This is a genomic window from Lacrimispora sp. (genome assembly GCF_046972725.1).
GTDB lineage: Bacteria > Bacillota > Clostridia > Lachnospirales > Lachnospiraceae > Lacrimispora.
The window spans coordinates 670951-690209 of the sequence record NZ_JBKVXF010000001.1 but is presented as its reverse complement, the minus strand read 5'-3'; the positions used below and the strand labels follow the sequence as shown (position 1 = coordinate 690209).

Sequence of the window (19259 nt, the reverse complement as noted above, 5' to 3'; positions counted from 1 at the left end):
TGAATGCATATGAAATCCCCATGGCAAGAGGAGTCTCTGGCCATGGGGATTTTTTGTTAATTATGTAACTTTAGAACCGGTATTAAAAATTATACCTGAGATGTTCCAAAACGATTTCCTTCATCCACGCTGGGTTTGCATACCCAAATCAGATAGAGAATCGCTCCGATAAATGGAACACAGGTAATAAAGACCCAAAATCCGGATTTGTTAATATCATGTAACCGGCGAACCGATAAGGAAAGAGATGGAATTAGGATTGCAAGGATATAAATAAGGTATAGAATAAAAAAGACTTCAGATATTGATATCAGCACTCCTAAAATTAAGATAGCAATAATATTAAATAAAATTGCCATCCAATATCCTCTTACCGAGGTACGGTCCTTGAAATTGAAAAAATTCTTCCACATTAAAAGGTACTCATTCATAATATTTTGTAACCTTCCTTTCTTTTGTAATATACATATTCATTATATAGTAAATAATTGTTAATTTAAAGTTAAAAAAAGAAAAAATTAAAAAATGATGAATTTGTACCTATTTTTGGTTGTTTTTTAAATAAAAATTTAAGATAATTACTATTAAGTAAAAAATATATTCAAAAAATTCAACAGAATTCCTTTGTCACAAAATTTCAGGAGGCTGAATGCAGAGATTATTAAGACTTATTGATGTGAATGCATTGCCAAATATGCAGGGACAGGCACTGAGTATTATCGTAAGAATAACTTATTATATAACTATCATAAAAGAGGGTTTTTATGGGCGATTTAATTTATATTCTTGATGATACAAATTCTAACATAAATACAGAACCAAATCCCCAGCAGTCTCAGAAAGATGGTGAAGAGTCCGCATATTCAGACGGGGATCAGTCAAATATAGTTGTTCCCGACCAGGAAGAAAAATGGCCTGCGTTTGATATTCCATCTTCGGAAGACGGACATGAAAGTGCCTGGAGTTCCATCATTACAATGTTTCCAAAACCAATTATTCCGTGTTATTACTGTGATTCTCCGCAGGTGGGGCTGGTGCGCTTTCTAAATGCAGCTGCGGACTATCCGGCATTTTATATATTTATCAACGGCGAGATCGCTGTAAACGGATTAAATAATGGTGAAATGACCCGGTATGGGCGGGTATCTGCTGAGGAACAAAGGATCACGGTAACGGGTGATAATCACTATGTATATGTTGAAAAACAAATTCAGATTCCTGCAAAAGAGGCAATTACAATTGCAATTATCAATACGGATTCAGGGCTTGATTTAATGGTCATTGAAGACATTTTCTGCAATGGGGGAATCAATACCGGATGTTTTCGGGTGTGCAACCTTTCCATAACAAACCGTAAGATCAATGTCATGTTAAATGGCGGCAGTGTTACCTTTCAGGATGTTAATTACAGGCAGGTAACTAATTTTCAGTACACAACTACAGGATATTACATGGTCTCTGTTCTTGGCAGCAATCCTTTAAGCGGAAGTATTTTATTAAGCTCTAATATTTACATCAGAGGAAATGTATCTTACACCCTATATGTGTTTAACTGGAGTCTTATCCAGAATGCCATACGTATTTTGATCGTCGAGGACCGCAGAAATTAAATAATATGAGTACCTCTGGTTGACAGACCGGAGGTATTTTGCTATATTTAGTGTATTAGATGTATTAATACAGATATAGGAGGTGAAATATGATATTGCTTGATTACAAAGACCGAAGGCCCATCTATGAGCAGATCGTTGAAAAATTAAAGGATCTTATGATTTGCGGTGTGTTGGAACAGGATAGCCAGCTGCCTTCTGTCCGGAATCTTGCTACCGATTTATCCATTAATCCTAATACAATTCAAAGAGCCTATGCAGAGTTGGAGCGGAGGGGATTTATTTATTCGGTTAAGGGAAAAGGCAGCTTTGTGGCTGATACCAGTTCGATCCGTGCGTTAAAAAACAGTGAGCTGAAGATAAAACTTGGAAGTTGGATTGATGAAGCGAAAAGAGCGGGCCTGACGGAAGATAAAGTTCATACCTGGATCGCAGAGGGCTGGACGAAACCGGAATATATGGAAGGGGAGGATAGAACTTATGATTAAAGCCGAAAATTTAACCAAAAGATTTGATGATATTGTAGCTGTAGACCATGTAAGCGCTGAAATACGGGATGGGAACGTGTTTGGACTTATCGGAACCAATGGAGCGGGAAAGAGTACGTTTTTAAGAATGCTCAGCGGAATATTAAGGCCGGATGAAGGCAGTGTTGCTATAGACGGAGAACCGGTTTATGAAAACGAAAAGGTAAAGAGACGCTTCTTTTATATATCCGATGACCAATATTATTTTAACAATGCAGCGCCTGTTGATATGATGGAATTTTACAGCAGAGTTTATCCGGAATTTGACCGGGCACGTTTTCAGACGCTGATGGATAATTTTGGTCTGGAAACCAGAAGAAAGATTCAGACTTTTTCAAAGGGAATGAAGAAACAGCTTTCTGTTATTTGCGGAATATGTGCGAATACAGATTATCTGTTCTGTGACGAAACCTTTGACGGGCTTGACCCTGTCATGCGTCAGGCAGTAAAGAGTATTTTCGCCAATGATATGGCGGAACGGAATTTAACCCCCATTATTGCTTCCCATAATTTAAGGGAACTTGAAGATATCTGTGATCATGTGGGGCTTCTGCACAGAGGAGGAATTTTGCTTTCCAGAGATCTGGATGACATGAAGCTTAACATTCACAAGATTCAATGTGTGTTAAAGGATGGGATGACAGAGCATGACCTGGTGGATTTAAAGCGCATAAAGACAGTATCCAGAGGAAAGCTCTATACCATAACAGTACGTGGAAGAAAAGAAGAAATAGAGGGACTGATGGAGTCGTACCAGCCGGTATTTTATGAGATGATTCCACTGTCTCTGGAAGAAATATTTATCAGTGAAACGGAGGTGGCCGGTTATGACATCAAGAAACTTATTTTTTAATCTTTCTAAGGAGGACGGAAAACAGCGCCTCTGGTCCATGGCCGTTGCTTTTTTGATGTTTTTCTTTATTCTTCCGGTAGGAACAGCGCTTGTGCTTGACGAGAACATAAAGCAGGAAATGAATCATCAGTATATTATTTCAGAGCTTCAAGAATGGCTTGGAATTCAAAATGGATTTATGGTTGCCTTGATCATCTTTCTGTCTCTGATTATGGGAGTGACCAGTTTTTCTTATCTTCACTCCAGGCAGAAGGTGGATTTTTACCATGGAATACCGGTAAACAGAAAGCATTTATTCTGGGCGAATTATATGAATGGTATTCTAATAGCAGCGGCAGCCTTTGGAATCAATCTTTTGCTTGCGCTGGGGGTGATTGGTGCAAACAGGATATCTCCTGTAGAAGTTGCGGGGGCTTCTTTTACCGGATTTCTGTTTTTTCTGATACATTATACCATGCTGTATACAGTAACAGTACTTGCAATGATTTTAACAGGAAACATATTAATAGGAATTTTTGGTACACTTGTATTCAATTTCTATTCCCTCTGTCTTTTATTTGTTTTGGAATTGTCTTATAATCAGTTCTTTTATACCAGCTACGAGGAGGGCAAAACGGTATTCCACAGGCTAATGGATAAGTTTTCTCCAATAGCACTGTTTTTTGCCAATATTGAGAAGGTGAAATCGGGCGAATATTCAGGGGAGGTCCTGCTTCGGATCACAGCGGTCATAATTGTAACTGCAATGATAGCATTTCTGTCTTTCTGGCTTTATAAGAAGAGAGGGTCAGAGGCTGCCGGGAAAGCGATGGCATTTAAGATCAGTATGCCAATCATACGGATTCCGATTGTTATTCTTATTTCACTATGCGGAAGTCTGTTTTTCTGGTTTATTCATTCCAGTTTGGGCTGGGCGGTATTCGGATTGGTCTGTGGGGCATTGCTATCTCATTGTTTCATAGAAATTATTTATCATTTTGAGTTCCGAAAGCTGTTTTCCCACTGGAAGCAGATGATCGTTTCTGCTGTTTTCGCTGGGGCCTTATTTTGCAGCTTCCGCTACGATTTCTTTGGCTTTGACAGCTATATACCGGAAGAAAGTTCTATAAAGTCAGTGGCAGTATCCTTTGATGACACTGCCGACTGGATATCCTATGGAGATATCTGGCAGGATGCAGAAGGTGATTATAACTGGCGGTATATATCCTCCAATGAATATATTTTAAATCATATGGAACTGAAAGATACTGTTCCCGTTCTGGCCTTGGTCCGTGAGGCAGTGGAAAGAAATCAACGTCTGGACCGAAGCAGCACGACCAAAAGAGATACGGGTGACAATGAGAGAACTTATCGTTTTTTAGTCAAATATACGATGAAGAATGGGAAAAGTATTTACCGGTCTTACGAATTGTCCGGAGAGAAAATACGTCCGGAAATCGTCCGGATCTATGAAAATCCAAATTTCTTAAACGCCGTTTATCCTGTGCTGACTCAGACTCCGGAAGATACTGCATGGGTGAGAGTCGGCAGAGGTGCACTGCGAAATGTCGTGAGCCTTGACCGGAACGGGACCGATAAAGCTATGACGGAAAAGATACTTATGACATACCAGGAAGATTTGAAAAATCTGAAGGTGGAGACTATGCAGAAGGAAAATCCTGTCGGGTCAATACAGTTTGTCACCAGAAAACAGGCGGATGCAGAAACTAAGCGGACGGAGAGTCAGAACTACTGGCAGTATGGTGATGTTACGGAAAGAGGATATTATCCCATCTATCCTTCCTTTAGGAATACATTGGAACTGCTTAAAGAGTGTCAGGTTGATGTGGACAGCTGGAATAATCCGGAGCAGATCAAAGAAATCAACATTGATTTGACTCAGTTTGCTGAATACATGTATTCTTTTGAGAAACAGGATATGCAGTATCTGACAATTACAGATCCAAAGATGCTGATGGAGATAATGGAAAAGGCTTCCGTCGAGGAGTATTCCAATATGAATCCATTTATCACCGACAGGTCTGAAAGAATTAGCTTTTCGGCAGTATCAGAATCAGCCGGCAGTAAAAGTGAGATGAAATATACGATTCCCTTAAATCAGCTTCCGCAGTCTGTGACAGAGAATATCGAGAAGATAAAAAGAGGTGTGTAAGCACTCTTTCATTGACTTTTTCTCCCAATAAAGTTAAAATGGTAGAAGTATAAGTCAAAGGAGGAATCACGGATGGCATTTTTTGAAGAGCTGGGGAAAACACTCAGCGATACCGGCAAAGAGGTCGCAACCAAGGCGAAAGCGCTGACTGAGACGATACAATTAAAGACACAGATAAGTGCTGAGAGAACAAAGCTTGAGGAGGCTTATGCTGCCATCGGGAAACAGTTCTATGAAACGAACAATGCGCCAGAGGAAGCGTATGCTAAGGCATATGAAGCTGTAAGAGCCAGCCGGGAAAGAATTGCCGCTCTGGAGATTGAACTGAGCCAAAGCGAGGGAACCCGTATCTGTGCAGAATGCGGAGCGAAAGTTCCAAAGAATTCCTTTTATTGCGGAAAGTGTGGTGCTCCTGTAAAGGAAGCCTCCGCAGAACAGGAAACGAATGAAGAATATGCTGAAGAGCCGGAAGATACCGCTGTGACAGAAGAATTGAATTTAACAGCTGGTATCAATGCGGTGAATGAAGATGCATTTGAACCTACGAAAGAGCAGGAATAATTAATGAAGGGACCGGTCCGGGGGCCGGTCCTTATTTGTGTCAATTTCTGCTTTTATAAAAAAGGTATGTAAATTTTCCGTAAAGTGTGGTAGACTAGAGCCGACTCAAAAAGAATTATGATGCAAAGAGGTATATTATGAATATATATGTCAAATGGCTGGGGAAGCTTTTTGCTCTTTCTGCCGTACTAAATATCATGATTGAGCTGGCAGCCAGAAAATCCCTGACAAGCCTTGGCTCCTATATGCTGGGCGGGTTCTTAATCTTTTTATTGAATACTCTGATTATAACCCTTCCTTTTACCATTCTGTTCGTAACCAGGAGAAAGGCATTTGTCTGTATTGCAATGTCTGTAATATGGCTTTTTTTAGGGGTAGTCAACGGGATTCTTCTGATTTTTCGAACCACACCATTTACGGCAGCAGATTTCCGTCTGGTGAAGTATGCCATTGGTCTGGCTACTGTTTACTTTACCTGGCAGCAGATCATTCTGATCGTACTGGGGATCGTGTTTGCAATCCTTTGCCTGATCTTTGTGTGGAAAAAAGCACCTGTCTCAGAAGAAAAGGTGAGATACGGATTTGGTACAGCGGTAATAGCCGTATGTGCCGTATTGGTTCTGGGGGCTACAAGTTTATCCATGAGGACTGGTTTGGTAGCCGTACATTTTGGTAATATCGGAGATGCATTTCGCAGTTTTGGCTTCCCATACTGTTTTTCCAATTCCATATTTAATACGGGAATATCAAAGCCGGAAGACTATGGGAACGAAACCATGGAAGCAATTAAAGCGGAAGAACTGGTACCGGAAAACTTATATGATCTGTCAGAAGATACGAAACCCAATATCATTATGATTCAGCTGGAATCTTTTTTTGACCCTTCTTTATGGAAAAACAATCCGGTAAAATATGATCCCATTCCATTTTTCCGTCAATTGCAGAAAAATTATCCGGGAGGTTATCTGAATGTGCCTGTGGTCGGAGCCGGAACTGCCAATACGGAGTTTGAATCGATCACCGGTATGAATCTGGACTTTTTCGGACCTGGTGAGTATCCGTATAAAACGGTGTTAAAGAAGACTTCTTCGGAAAGTTTGGCCTTTGACTTGAAAAATATTGGTTATAGCGCTCATGCGATTCATAATAATGAAGCCACCTTTTATGACCGGAACCGTGTGTTTTCCCAGCTCGGCTTTGATACATTTACGCCGATTGAGTATATGAATAACATTGAACGAAATCCCACGGGCTGGTGCAAGGACAAAATATTGACCGGAGAGATCATTAAAACCCTGGATTCCACACCGAATCCTGATTTCATTTATACGATTTCTGTTCAGGGACATGGGAAATATTCAAGTTTTGAATACTATTGCCAGCAGATCAATGAAATGGACGAATTTATACGTTCTCTGGTCAATACCCTGCGGATCCGGAAGGAACCTACTGTTTTAGTGATGTATGGGGACCACCTGCCCGGATTTGAGTGGTCAGAGAGCGAGATGAAGAACGGGTCGCTGTTCCAGACCGAATATGTGGTCTGGAACAATATGAATCTTCCGCCTGTGAAAAAGGACGTGGAGGCTTATCAGCTTGGAGCCCATATCTTAAACATGCTGAATATTCATGAAGGGACCATGATGCGGTTTCATCAAAAATATTTTAATGATAACCAGGTGGATAAGGAAAGCTACTTAAAAGACATGAAAACACTGGAATATGATATCCTTTACGGAAGTCATGAGGTATATGGCGGAAAAAGTCCTTATAATTCCACGGATCTTAAAATGGGCATCGATGATATAACGATTGATGATGTGGTTTATAATGATTCCAACGTATTAGTTTACGGTAATAACTTTACGCCATACTCCAAGATATGCCTGGATGGAAAAGCAGTGGAAACCACGTTTATCTGGCCGGAACTGATCATTGCGAAAAATGTACCTGAGAATAAAGTAAAAGATTCAGAAATATCTGTGTGGCAGATTGGACGGGATAAAGTTCCTTTGAGCGAGGCCGGAACTTTTCGATTTGAATTAGAAGATTAGCAAAAAAAGAGAGCACAGGTCTTGAGCTCTCTTTTCTGCTATATCAGATCGTGATTAATTCATATTCTGAATTGCCAAGTCCGATTTTTACTCCGTGTGCAATGGAAGATTTCCAGTTGGTATTCGGGTGAGTATCTTTAAAATGATCGTGATGGTGACTACCGTGCTTTTCAAGGAGGCTGCCTGCCATCACTGGCTGGCGGTTTACTGCGTCAACGCATGCCATATCAAGGGCAACCGGGTCAAAGGAAGCGAACATTCCTACATCCGGGATAATGGGGATATCGTTTTCAGAATGGCAGTCGCAGTAGGGGGATACATCCATGACCAGGCTGATATGAAAGCTTGGCCGGTCTTTTATCACGGCTTTGGTGTATTCTGCAATTTTATAATTCAAGATATCATTGGATTCATCAAAGTCAGATTGGACTGCATCCACTGGGCAGACACCAATACAGCGGCCGCATCCGACACAGCGGTCATGATCGATAAAAGCTTTCTTTTCCTGAAAGGAAATGGCACTATGAGCACAGTTTTTTTCACATGCATGACAGCTTACACAGTTTTCTGCCTCCACATGAGGTTTTCCGGCGTTATGCATCTCCATCTTTCCGGCTCTTGAACCACAGCCCATTCCAATATTTTTTAAAGTACCTCCAAATCCAGTGCTTTCATGTCCTTTAAAATGAGTAAGGGAGATAAAAATATCGGCATCCATCACTGCTCGGCCGATCTTAGCTTCTTTTATGTATTCTCCGTTTACTGGAACCAGGCTTTCATCGGTTCCTTTTAAACCGTCGGCAATCAGTACATGACAGCCGGTGGAAAAGGGGGAAAAACCATTTTCATAAGCGGTGTCCAGGTGGTCCAGCGCATTCTTTCTGCTTCCTACGTATAAGGTGTTACAGTCCGTTAAAAATGGCTTACCGCCCTGTGAATATACAAGATCGACCACTGCTTTTGCATAATTGGGACGCAGAAAGGATAAGTTTCCCAGTTCACCGAAGTGGATTTTTATTGCCGTATATTTATTCTGGAAATCAATTTGATTGAGCATACCGGCTGCTTTTATCAGTCTTTTTAATTTCTGGGGAAGATTCTCCTGAAACGTGGTATGAAAGTTTGTATAATAAACCTTTGATTTTTCCATAGACGGTCTCCTTTTGATAATTTTTATTATTTTCCATTATACTGTAAATGATATGGGAATTCAAGAAGTCATTTGGTACTTTATTTCCAATTCTTTTTGTGTTAAACTAGGAGAATCATATCAAAGCTGCATGTACTTGCATATGGAGGTTACAAGTATGAAGCAATTCAGGGGAATGCTGCGGGTTGTATTTGGAAGGACTACATTTGGAGCAATAGCTCTTATTGCCCAGGTGGTCATACTTATTGCGGCGTATCGCTTTTTAAGCCGGTATCTGGCTTATTTTTACGGTGGTTTTACTCTCCTTAGCGCACTGATTATCATTTATATATTGAATAAAGAGGAAAATCCAGTTTTTAAGCTGACCTGGATGATTCCAATTGCAGCGGTGCCTGTATTTGGAATTCTCTTTTATTTGTTTGCGGAATTTCAGATTATTGGCAAATTGATGGATAAAAAGTTAAGAGTCAATATGGAAAAAACGGATGAATACTTAATACAGTCTCCCAGAGTTATGGAAAATCTGTCCAGAATGAGCAAACAGAATGCAAATCTTGCCAGATATATTAAAAATTCCAGTCATTATCCAGTATACGGGAATACCAATGTACAATATTTTTCATTGGGGGAAACCATGTTCGCAGCTATGAAAAAAGAACTGGAAGAAGCCAAAAGGTTTATTTTTATGGAGTTTTTTATTGTGGAGCAGGGGGAAATGTGGAATGAAATTCTTGAAATTCTGGAACGAAAGGCAAAAGAGGGAGTAGAAGTCCGTTTTATGTATGATGGAATGTGCTCCCTTACACTCCTTCCGTATGGTTATACAAAGGACTTGCAGGAAAAAGGAATAAAAGCCAAAATATTTTCTCCCATCAAGCCGGTATTGACTACCTATCAGAACAACCGGGATCATCGTAAGATACTGGTGGTGGACGGGCATACTGCTTTTACCGGGGGTATGAATCTGGCGGATGAATATATCAACCGGCGGGTCCGGTTTGGACACTGGAAGGATGCCGGGATCATGCTTAAGGGTGAGGCAGTTACAAGCTTTACCATGATGTTTCTGGAGATGTGGAACATCTCTGAAGCGGAACCGGAGGATTACAGCCGATATTTAAGAGATCCCGAATACTTTTACCCGCTGGAACTTCCCATGGAGGGATTTGTTATTCCATATGCAGACAGCCCTCTGGACCGGGAAAGCGTAGGGGAGCAGGTATATCTGGATATTATCAATTCAGCAAGACAGTATGTACATATCATGACACCATATCTGATTCTTGATTATGGAATGATGAAAGCACTTACCTTTGCAGCGAAACGGGGCGTGGAAACAGTCATTATTATGCCGGGAATACCGGATAAGAAATATGCGTTCCTGCTTGCCAGATCCCATTATGGTGAATTGATTCGGGCAGGAGTCCGGATCTATGAATATATGCCTGGATTTATACATGCAAAAGTATTTACCAGTGACAGTACAAAGGCAGTGGTGGGGACCATCAACATGGATTTCCGAAGCCTGTATCTGCACTTTGAATGTGCTGCATATCTGTACTGCAATGAAGCAGTCAGAGATATTGAACGGGATTTCCAGCAAACATTGGCTCAAAGCAGAAGAGTTGCATTTGAAGACTTGTCTCAATACCCATGGTATGAGAGATTTGCAGGACGTGCTTTGAGACTGTTTGCTCCCCTTATGTAGTTTGGTTTGGAATCAGTTAAAATTTTTGCAAAGAATATGCGCCGGAAGTATTGGTCCCGACGCATATTTTATTGGAGTTTTCCACTTAGGAATGTTTCTGGATGGGTGTATTATGGTTCTGCAACTTCTAAAATAACAATGTTTGCAATAACCGGAGTTGCACCATAGAAAACGGTTTGACCAGTTGTATTAACAAGCTGGATAGTTGCAGGAATCGCACCAACTGTAACGAGTGCTGATCCGTTTAACTGTCCTGTTACTACTGGTGAACTAGCAGAAGCGCCACCACCGCCATTAACCTGAAGTGTAAATTCTACATAAGTGGATGTTTCTGCTCCGTCTGTAGATACCCACCAAGCTACATAATAATTTCCTTCAGCGACTATTGTAGCAGTACCTGTAGCTGGGTTGTAAGAAATATTAGGACTCTGGCTGCTTAAAATGGTATTAAATAAAACAGGGCTTCCGGTTGCAACTTCTGTACCAGCTGTTAACTGAGCCTGTAATCCTCTGAATAGTGCTGACGGTCCGGCAGGTCCGGTAGGTCCGGTAGGTCCAGCGGGTCCGGCAGGTCCTTGGGCACCAGTTGCGCCGGTTGGCCCGGTAGGTCCGGTAGGTCCAGCAGGTCCGGCAGGTCCTTGAGCACCAGTTGCACCAGTCGGTCCAGTTGGTCCGACAGGTCCTTGAGCACCGGTAGCACCAGTCGGTCCGGTAGGTCCGGCAGGTCCAGCGGGTCCGGCAGGTCCTTGGGCACCGGTAGCACCAGTCGGTCCAGTCGGTCCGGTAGGCCCAGCAGGTCCGGCAGGTCCTTGGGCACCAGTTGCACCGGTAGCGCCAGTCGGTCCGGTCGGTCCAGCAGGTCCGGCAGGTCCTTGGGCACCAGTTGCACCGGTAGCGCCAGTCGGTCCGGTCGGTCCGGTAGGTCCAGCAGGTCCGGCGGGTCCAGCAGGTCCTTGAGCACCGGTAGCACCAGTCGCACCGGTAGCACCGGTTGGCCCAGTCGGTCCGGTCGGTCCCTGAATACCCTGTGGTCCCTGAGGTCCTACAGGTCCCTGAGGTCCTATAGGTCCTACGGGCCCGTCAGGTCCAGGAATACCCTGAGGTCCAGTTGGTCCAGTTGGGCCCTGGAATCCTCTTGGCCCTTGTGGTCCGGGAGGTCCCTGAAAACCTCTTGGCCCTTGCGGTCCGGTAGGTCCTGGACATCCTCTTGGCCCTTGTGGTCCAACGCAGCAACCGCCGCCGCCACAACCGCCGCCGCAACCGCCGCGATTTCCGTCCCAATCTCTACAATTATTCATTATAACTCCCTCCTGTCAAGGTGTAATATTTTCTTGTAAAATATTTTGTAGATGCGTATATTTTTATAAAGGGCTTTATATTCCTTTATAACATATGATATGTATAATGTCTCAAGTTTGTTAGAGACAAAATCAGCCTGACATAATTGCTTTCTATCATGCATAGAAGGGATTGGCCTGATTTTTAATTTTTTTTCCTGTAAAGTCCTGTAAACCAGGGCTTTATACAATAAAAATGCGTCTGTATGCAGAGTGTTGTTTGCTCCATTGCCATTGGCTTATAAAAAAAGCACTCCCCGGCAAAGGGGAGTACTCCAGATGATTAATTATAAATAATTTTTATATCTAGTGAATGGTTAAAACCAAATCCTGATCTTTCATGGAGACCAGCAATCGGTAAATATCATGCTTCCAGGCAGTTTGCAGGCGTTTGTCGGTGATTGGGATGATTTCTTTTCTTATAGAAGCGGCACCTTCTGCCGTAAGTTTACCCAGACTTCCTATGGTTACAGAATTCTCTGATACCATTGGTTCTTCATAGAACATTAAGGAAAGGACTGGATTCAACAGTTCTCCTTCATAGTGGTCCGTAATAACAATTCCGTTCCCTTTTTTAAGCACTGCGCTGCGGATATAAGAATGAATCCGCTGATCTGGATAAGCTGAGGCCAGATTCATGGATATACCGCTTTCTTTCGCTCCAAAATAGCAGGATACCTGTTCGGCACCATATTCGGCACCGTCTTTTTGCATGATTTCTGTTTCGCCGTCAAAGAACGTAGGAATATTGTGGAAACGTGACTGCATGGTCCATATATCATACCGTTCCGGAGAAAAGGTTTTTTTACTGTAAGTTTCCACCCCCACATCAATCAAAAGAGGCTTGCCGTTTTTGTAAATAGTAAAACTTCCTGTATCATTGTGATTGTGACTGTCGTTATTGTCACCTGCCTTAACAGCCAGGGAATAATGTTCATCCCTGGAGATAAAAATACCAACGCTTTCATACCAGACGTCTTTATGGACAATGGCAGGGTTTTTCTTATAAGAAAGCATCTCCTCATGGGTGAATATGGTCTGCAGCCGGTAAAACAGATTGTGTTCATCAACCGTCAGCGGGTCCTCACTGTTCTGGTAATCAGAGGCAGCAAATTCCATCAGTTCTTTATTCCGGGTCCTTTTGCCGAATAAAAACTCTCTGGCACCGCATCGTCCGGCAACCGGAGAGCAGTCAGCAAAATTCACATAGTAGATTCCGTCAATGTGAACATTTAAGATGTAGGAAGCAATATTTTTGATTTTTTCATTTTCATAAGCAGGAAGGAATGCCTGGTCTGCAATTCCGTTTAAAACTTCCAGGGAATTGAACAGGCACAGCCCTGCATGACGATAATATTGGGCGCCTTCGTCACAGCAGCCGTCTTCCCCGTATTCATCAAGAAAATAATCCATGCTTTTTACCGCTTTTTGAAGAATCTGCCGCTTTTTTTCTTGTGGAAGATCTCTGGTAAATGCAGAGAGAAGTATGTTCTGGGTGCACCAGATCGTCCAGTTGTTCATCTGGCTGACCCCATCCCCCATCCACCAGAAATGTTCCTGGAGGTATGGAGTGAAAATACGCTCCTCCAGGTTCTTGTTGATCATTTTGGAAAGGAAAGGGCTGACCTCACTCAGTTCCTTTCTTAAAAGATATTCTGCAATGGAAAGAACGGAAGCAGTTTCAGCAGCAAACAGATCGATGACCGGACGTGTGACATCCGGAAGTATAAACTGAGGCGTATCACGAATATAGGAATTATGGGCCGGAAGCTGCCAGGCATTTTCTTCACATATGACATAAAGCCCGTTAATGATATCATCAAGAAAACGCCCCTTATGTTCTACACATTCCGCGAGCACAAGATGGTCAAGGGCGATTCTTCTGGAAAATTGCTTGTCTTCATAATCACTTCGGTTTCCTGTTCTTGTAAATGCCATAAAATCCACTGCAGTGATGGGAGGATAGTTAAAATGCAAATAGTTTTCTCCGTTTTTTACCAGACGTTCCCTTAAGTCTTCCGGAACGGCTTCCCATTCTTTTCGGTCGCAGGCAGGGGGGTACGGATAAAAGCAGGATAACGGTTTTTTAATGCTTTTTGCCAATTCTGTAATCATAAAGCATTCTCCTTAATTTTCATCATAAGTTTTAATGGTATTTTGCTGTATATATTCCCGGGGGGATAATCCGGTAACCTTTTTAAATACTTTACTGAAATAAAAAGCACTTTCAAATCCCAGCTGGTCGGCTGCTTCGTAGATTTTCATGTCCTGTTCCAGAAGCAGTGATTTGGCTTTGTTTATCTTTGCCTGGGCGATGTATTCAGAAAAACCAAGCCGGCAGTTTTTTTTGAACAATATGCTTAAATAATTAGGACTTAAGCCGAAGATTCCTGCAACTTCATTTAAACTGAGTTTTTCCGTAATATGATTGTTGATATATTTTTGAACATTTGTAATAACATGAGCCTTGTAGGTCTTTCGTTTGGATTTCAGTACTTTGCACAGGCCGTCCCGGAAGATGACCATCCATTCGGAAATCTGTTCCACATTGGTAAAGCGGTAAATAGAACGGTAACCGTCGCTGTAAGAGGAGAAGATATCCATCATGTTCTTTTCTCCATCGGGCAAAAGGGACAGGGCTAGATAAAGTATGTTGCAGGCTCCATCTGCTGCCTGGGAAAAACGCATGGGATGGGATTCAAACAATTCTATGATCTCTGTCATGGTTTTGTATAACACATCAGTATCAAACTCGTTAAAGGCTTTGGTGATCTCATTTTTAAATACGGTGATGTTAAAGGCATTGCGCATAAAAGCCGTATCAGAAGCTGTAAAGATGACAACAGCTGCTTCCTCAGTGGCTTTTGAAAATGCCTGCCGCGCTTCCTGGTAGGATTCGCTGATTTTTAGAGGGTGGCTGACAGGGGTTCCCACTCCGGTAAATAAAGTTACATTAAAATAATTGTGAACCATTTCTGCTGCATTGGAAAAGCAGCGGGAGATGATCCCTTCGTTAAAATCTTCTTCTTCGGGCAGGTGGAAAACTACTGCAAAATGTTTCATATCCAGAGATATGATATAGGAAGGAAGGTGTTTTCCGATAATCTCTTTTGCCATCTGCAGCGTGCTGTTATACAGATTCATAAGCTTGGTATAATCCATGTCCTTATGCCCGTCTTCCCTGATTTCGCAAAATGCCGCAAAATAGCAGTTTTCTATAAAGTCCAGCTTTACATCTTTGGCTTGCAGGGAAAACTGTTCTTCACTGTCAAACAGGTTATGCAAAAGCCGCATAAAAAATTTCTCATAATAGCTTTGCAGAAGAGGGCGTCCGGAGCTTTTGTATTCCATTGATACCTGCAGGCTATCTAAGCGAGAGAGGGCCTTTTTTACTGCTTCAGACAGAGAATCTGCGTTCAGTTCCAGTTTGATAAGGTAATCTACGGCTTCGTAAGACATCGCTTCTTTTATGAGCTGGAATTCTTCATAGCTGGTCAGAAATATAAAAAGAGGAATTCTTCCATAGGTGTCCCGGCTGGCTTTTGCCAGTTCCAGGCCGTTCATAATGGGCATACGAATATCAGAAATAACGATTTCCGGTGAATACTCTGCAATCATTTCAAGCGCATTTTTCCCATTGACGGCGGTTCCGCAGATTTCAATGTCATAGTCTGCCCAGTTTAACATGGATTTAATTCCGATTTGAACCAGGGGTTCATCGTCTGCAATCAATAATTTCTTCATAACTCACCTTTCTGTTGATTGGTTTTCTGAATGAAGTACATATGGGATTCGAATGGTCATGGTGGTGAATTTTCCCGGCTCGCTTGTTATGGTGATGCCATATTCCGGGCCGAAATCGTACTGGATGCGTTTATTGACGTTATTAATACCAACATGACGGAAAAACTCCGTGTTGCTGCCGCTGTCAATGTCGCTGCTTAGTACCTGCATAATCATCTTCTGACTCATACCAATCCCGTTATCCGTAATATCTATCCTAAGTATTTTTTTGCCTGATAATTCTTCTGTCTGTGCAAATACAGTGATCCTGCCTGCGGTTTTTGCAGGTTCAATCCCGTGAAACAGTGCATTCTCTATCATGGGCTGCAGGGAAAAGCGGTGGATCATACATTCATACAATTTTTCGGATTCTATGTTATATTCAATGGAGACACTGCCTCCATACCGGTATTGCTGGATTAAAAAATAATCTTTTACAAGATCCAGTTCTTCTTTCAGCGTAATAAGCGAAGCAGTTCCCTTTGATACATTTTTAAGCAGCCTGGCTAATGCGGTGGTCATATCGGCAATGCCTGTTGCGTTCTGTATGGTGGCCATCCATTTGATGGAATTAAGGGTATTATATAAAAAATGCGGATTGATCTGGCTTTGAAGAATCTGATATTCTAAATCCTTTTTTTGTTTTTCATCAGAAACCCGCTTATTCAATAAGGTAAGGATGTTTTCTGACATACTGTTGATGCCCCGTCCCACCTGGCCCAGCTCATGGTTCCACTCGATGGCTGAATCTCTTGAAAAGTCTCCGTCAGAGATTTTTGATATCTTGCCGGTCAGTTTATGAATGGGCTCCATAATGATCCGGTTTAACAAAAATATCAGCAGGATCCCCATAGAAACGATAAAAAGGCAGATGCCCAGAATTAATAAAGTATATAGATTCTTTTGCTGATCAAACTGCTGTTCGGATAAGACCTGAGACAGCAGGAAGCCTTCCATTCCGTCTACGGGACGCTCAACGATGATACGCTTTTCCCCCTGGTCTGTTGTTACGGAGAGTACTTGTGTCCCCTTAGATAAGGTATCATTTTCCGGCAGCCGGACCGGATCTTTATAAGGAAACTCCGTCTCCTGCCAGTCGTTGGACTGAAAGCGGTAAGTCTTTTCTCCGATGGTCAAAAAGAGCATGCTGTCATCGGGAAGAGGGTAGGAGGACAGATAATTTGTAAAAAGCTGGGATGAAACTTCCACATAGGTCCAGCCGATGATCTGAGAACTGAACTCATTGTATACCGGCCGTACAATGGGAATGTACATGTTCCCGCTGGTATCTGAAAAGGGGTCTTTGACCAGACCGATCCATAGAAAGTCCCTGGAGTCATGAAGTGTTTCAAAGAAGCTTTGCTCCCGGATGATTTTAGCTGCATAGGCTGAGGTATAGCTTGCGGATGATGCCATCTGCAGAAAGTTACTTCCATTGAGCGTTGAAACAATTACCCTGGAGATATATTCATTGGAACGGGTATTATAGTATTCTTCTTTTAAACGGTTGTGAGAGGAGAGCGCTAAGGGGCGCAGATTTTCCATATCCTTATTGACTGTAGGAAATTTGGTATGACTGTTAAAGGCTTTCAGATAATCCAGCATGGCTCCATTGGAACAGCACCATTTGCTGAAATATATGATATCCTTCATATCAGCTGCAATATTATTATTTACAACCTGTAAACTGAATTCAGCGGACTGAATCTGGTTTTTTCTTAAAAATGACTGGAAGACCGAGAAGCAGACCGATGTGGTAAGAATCGTGATGACCAGCGTGACAGAAGCGGTTAAAGCCATCAGTTTGCCTCGGATTGTTTTTGGGATAAGCCTTTTCCACATGATAAAAACATGTCCCTTCTTTCCTTAATACAGTATTGTTTTATGTTATCATTTACAAAGTTAGCCTATTTCTTGTAAAATGTCAATGAAAAAGCAGGCGTATTTTTTTGCAAAACAGGTTAAAATGTATGCAAGAGAGAAATTTTACTGTTTATCATAGAAAATTACATGTTTAGAAAATTAGAAAAAAGTCTATGAATAAATAGTGAAGCTTTTCTAATAGAAATTCCATTCTTAATGGAAGGAATCTCATTTATAATTTTAGTATGGTAAATTGCCAGGGTAGCATATGGCATTTACTTTTTAATCAATTCAAATCAGGAGGGAATACAATGAAAAAAAGAACGCTCAGTCTTGCACTGGCCTGTGCGATGGTAGTAACCAGTCTTGCTGGTTGTGCCGGAAGCGCAAAGGAATCCACGGCAGGTTCCTCAGAAGGTGCCAAAGAAGAGACAAAACAGGCAGAAACTACGCAATCTGCAGATGGAAAGACCGTATTAAAATGGTCGGTATGGGACATTAATCTAACTACTTATTACCAACCGCTGATTGATGCATTTGAGAAAGAGCATCCGGATGTAAAAATCGAAATGGTTGATCTGGGTTCCACAGATTACCAGACTGTTCTTGCAACAGAATTAACAGGAAGCGGGTCTGATTTTGATGTTGTTATGGTAAAGGATGTACCTGGATATATGACTCTTGTAAACAAAGGCGTATTAGAGCCTCTGGACAGCTATATTGAGGCATCCAATGTTGATCTGACCCAGTATAAGGGTCTTACCGATCAGATAACGATAAATGATAAGCTGTATGAACTCCCCTTCCGTAATGATTTTTGGGTATTATTCTATAACAAGGATATATTTGATAAAGCAGGAGTTGCCTACCCAACCAATGATATGACATTTGAACAGTATGATGCGTTAGCAAGAAGTCTTGCTGTTGAAACACCAGGACAGGAAGTTTACGGTGCTCATTACCACACATGGAGATCTGCGGTACAGCTCTTCGGTGTTCTGGACGGAAAGCATACGATCCTTGACGGAAAGTACGAATTCTTAAAACCATATTATGAAATGGTTCTTAAACAGCAGGAAGACGGCATCTGCCAGGATTATGCAACTTTAAAGACCAGCGGATTACATTATTCCGGTGCATTCGCACAGGGGAACGTAGCGATGATGAACATGGGAACATGGTTTATCTCTACATTAATGGAGAAGATCCGTACCGGTGAATATACCGATGTTTCCAACTGGGGCATTGCAAAGTACCCTCATGCAGAGGGCGTTGAGCCAGGTTCCACTCTTGCAACCATTACTTCTTTGGCAATACCTTCCAATGCACCGCATAAAGATCTTGCCTGGGAATTTATTAAATTTGCAAGCGGCAAAGAAGGTGCTGAAATCCTTGCATCTACAGGAACCATTCCGGCGGTTATGAACAGTACAGTTGCTGATCTGGTTTCCAGTGCAGACGGATTCCCTAAGGATGACTCAACCAGCACAGAAGCTCTTAATACTTCAAAGCTCTACCTTGAGATGCCAGTAAATGAAAAGAATTCTGAAATTGAAACCGTTTTAAATGAAGCGCATGATGCAATCATGACAGGCAGTATGTCCGTAGATGACGGTATTGCTGAGATGAATGAAAAGGTCAGTGCAATTTTAGGCCAGTAA

At 42.0% G+C, this 19259-nt stretch carries 14 protein-coding genes; 8 read left to right on the top strand and 6 right to left on the bottom strand.

Annotation, left to right across the window (positions count from 1 at the left end; translation table 11 throughout):
- Positions 1 to 89: 89 nt before the first annotated feature.
- A complete protein-coding gene (locus ACLTWA_RS03465) occupies positions 90 to 413 on the bottom strand; it encodes a DUF805 domain-containing protein (RefSeq protein ID WP_412326153.1) in 324 nt (107 codons plus the stop codon).
- A gap of 351 nt (positions 414 to 764) precedes the next feature.
- On the opposite strand from ACLTWA_RS03465, the gene ACLTWA_RS03460 reads away from it, so the two are divergent.
- The 6 genes from ACLTWA_RS03460 to ACLTWA_RS03435 all read left to right on the top strand — a co-directional run bounded on the left by ACLTWA_RS03460 (position 765) and on the right by ACLTWA_RS03435 (position 7757).
- Positions 765 to 1610, top strand: coding sequence for a DUF4397 domain-containing protein (locus ACLTWA_RS03460; protein WP_412326152.1), 846 nt, complete (start codon positions 765 to 767; stop codon positions 1608 to 1610).
- An 89-nt stretch (positions 1611 to 1699) separates the two neighbouring features.
- Positions 1700 to 2098: a GntR family transcriptional regulator gene (locus ACLTWA_RS03455; protein ID WP_412326150.1), complete on the top strand. Its 399-nt coding sequence runs from the start codon at positions 1700 to 1702 to the stop codon at positions 2096 to 2098.
- Positions 2091 to 2990, top strand: coding sequence for an ABC transporter ATP-binding protein (locus tag ACLTWA_RS03450; protein WP_412326149.1), 900 nt, complete (start codon positions 2091 to 2093; stop codon positions 2988 to 2990). The genes ACLTWA_RS03455 and ACLTWA_RS03450 overlap by 8 nt, the downstream gene beginning before the upstream one ends.
- A complete protein-coding gene (locus ACLTWA_RS03445; protein ID WP_412326147.1) occupies positions 2965 to 5142 on the top strand; it encodes a DUF6449 domain-containing protein in 2178 nt (725 codons plus the stop codon). The genes ACLTWA_RS03450 and ACLTWA_RS03445 overlap by 26 nt, the downstream gene beginning before the upstream one ends.
- Before the next feature lie 72 nt (positions 5143 to 5214).
- On the top strand, positions 5215 to 5703 hold the full coding sequence (locus ACLTWA_RS03440; RefSeq protein WP_412326146.1) for a zinc ribbon domain-containing protein: 489 nt from the start codon (positions 5215 to 5217) through the stop codon (positions 5701 to 5703).
- 137 nt (positions 5704 to 5840) lie between these two features.
- A complete protein-coding gene (locus ACLTWA_RS03435) occupies positions 5841 to 7757 on the top strand; it encodes an LTA synthase family protein (protein WP_412326145.1) in 1917 nt (638 codons plus the stop codon).
- 43 nt (positions 7758 to 7800) lie between these two features.
- Here ACLTWA_RS03435 and ACLTWA_RS03430 read toward each other — a convergent pair whose 3' ends face one another.
- Positions 7801 to 8907, bottom strand: a complete 1107-nt coding sequence (locus tag ACLTWA_RS03430; RefSeq protein WP_412326143.1) for a DUF362 domain-containing protein — start codon at positions 8905 to 8907, stop codon at positions 7801 to 7803.
- A 157-nt stretch (positions 8908 to 9064) separates the two neighbouring features.
- On the opposite strand from ACLTWA_RS03430, the gene cls reads away from it, so the two are divergent.
- On the top strand, positions 9065 to 10615 hold the full coding sequence (gene cls / locus ACLTWA_RS03425) for a cardiolipin synthase (RefSeq protein ID WP_412326141.1): 1551 nt from the start codon (positions 9065 to 9067) through the stop codon (positions 10613 to 10615).
- Between the two features lie 110 nt (positions 10616 to 10725).
- On the opposite strand, the gene ACLTWA_RS03420 is transcribed toward cls, so the two are convergent.
- The 4 genes from ACLTWA_RS03420 to ACLTWA_RS03405 all read right to left on the bottom strand — a co-directional run bounded on the left by ACLTWA_RS03420 (position 10726) and on the right by ACLTWA_RS03405 (position 17577).
- Entirely contained in the window at positions 10726 to 11913 is a 1188-nt protein-coding gene (locus ACLTWA_RS03420) for a hypothetical protein (protein ID WP_412326140.1), read from the bottom strand.
- A 345-nt stretch (positions 11914 to 12258) separates the two neighbouring features.
- The gene (locus tag ACLTWA_RS03415; RefSeq protein ID WP_412326139.1) at positions 12259 to 14067 is read right to left on the bottom strand and encodes a heparinase II/III family protein; all 1809 of its coding nucleotides are present in this window, start codon (positions 14065 to 14067) and stop codon (positions 12259 to 12261) included.
- Positions 14068 to 14079: 12 nt separating this feature from the next.
- Positions 14080 to 15696, bottom strand: coding sequence for a helix-turn-helix domain-containing protein (locus ACLTWA_RS03410; RefSeq protein WP_412326138.1), 1617 nt, complete (start codon positions 15694 to 15696; stop codon positions 14080 to 14082).
- Positions 15697 to 15699: 3 nt separating this feature from the next.
- Complete coding sequence (locus ACLTWA_RS03405; RefSeq protein WP_412326137.1) at positions 15700 to 17577, bottom strand: sensor histidine kinase; 1878 nt, start codon at positions 17575 to 17577, stop codon at positions 15700 to 15702.
- A 332-nt stretch (positions 17578 to 17909) separates the two neighbouring features.
- Between ACLTWA_RS03405 and ACLTWA_RS03400 the strand changes: the two genes are divergently transcribed.
- Positions 17910 to 19259 (top strand): ABC transporter substrate-binding protein, encoded by a 1350-nt coding sequence (locus tag ACLTWA_RS03400; RefSeq protein ID WP_412326136.1) that lies wholly within the window; start codon positions 17910 to 17912, stop codon positions 19257 to 19259.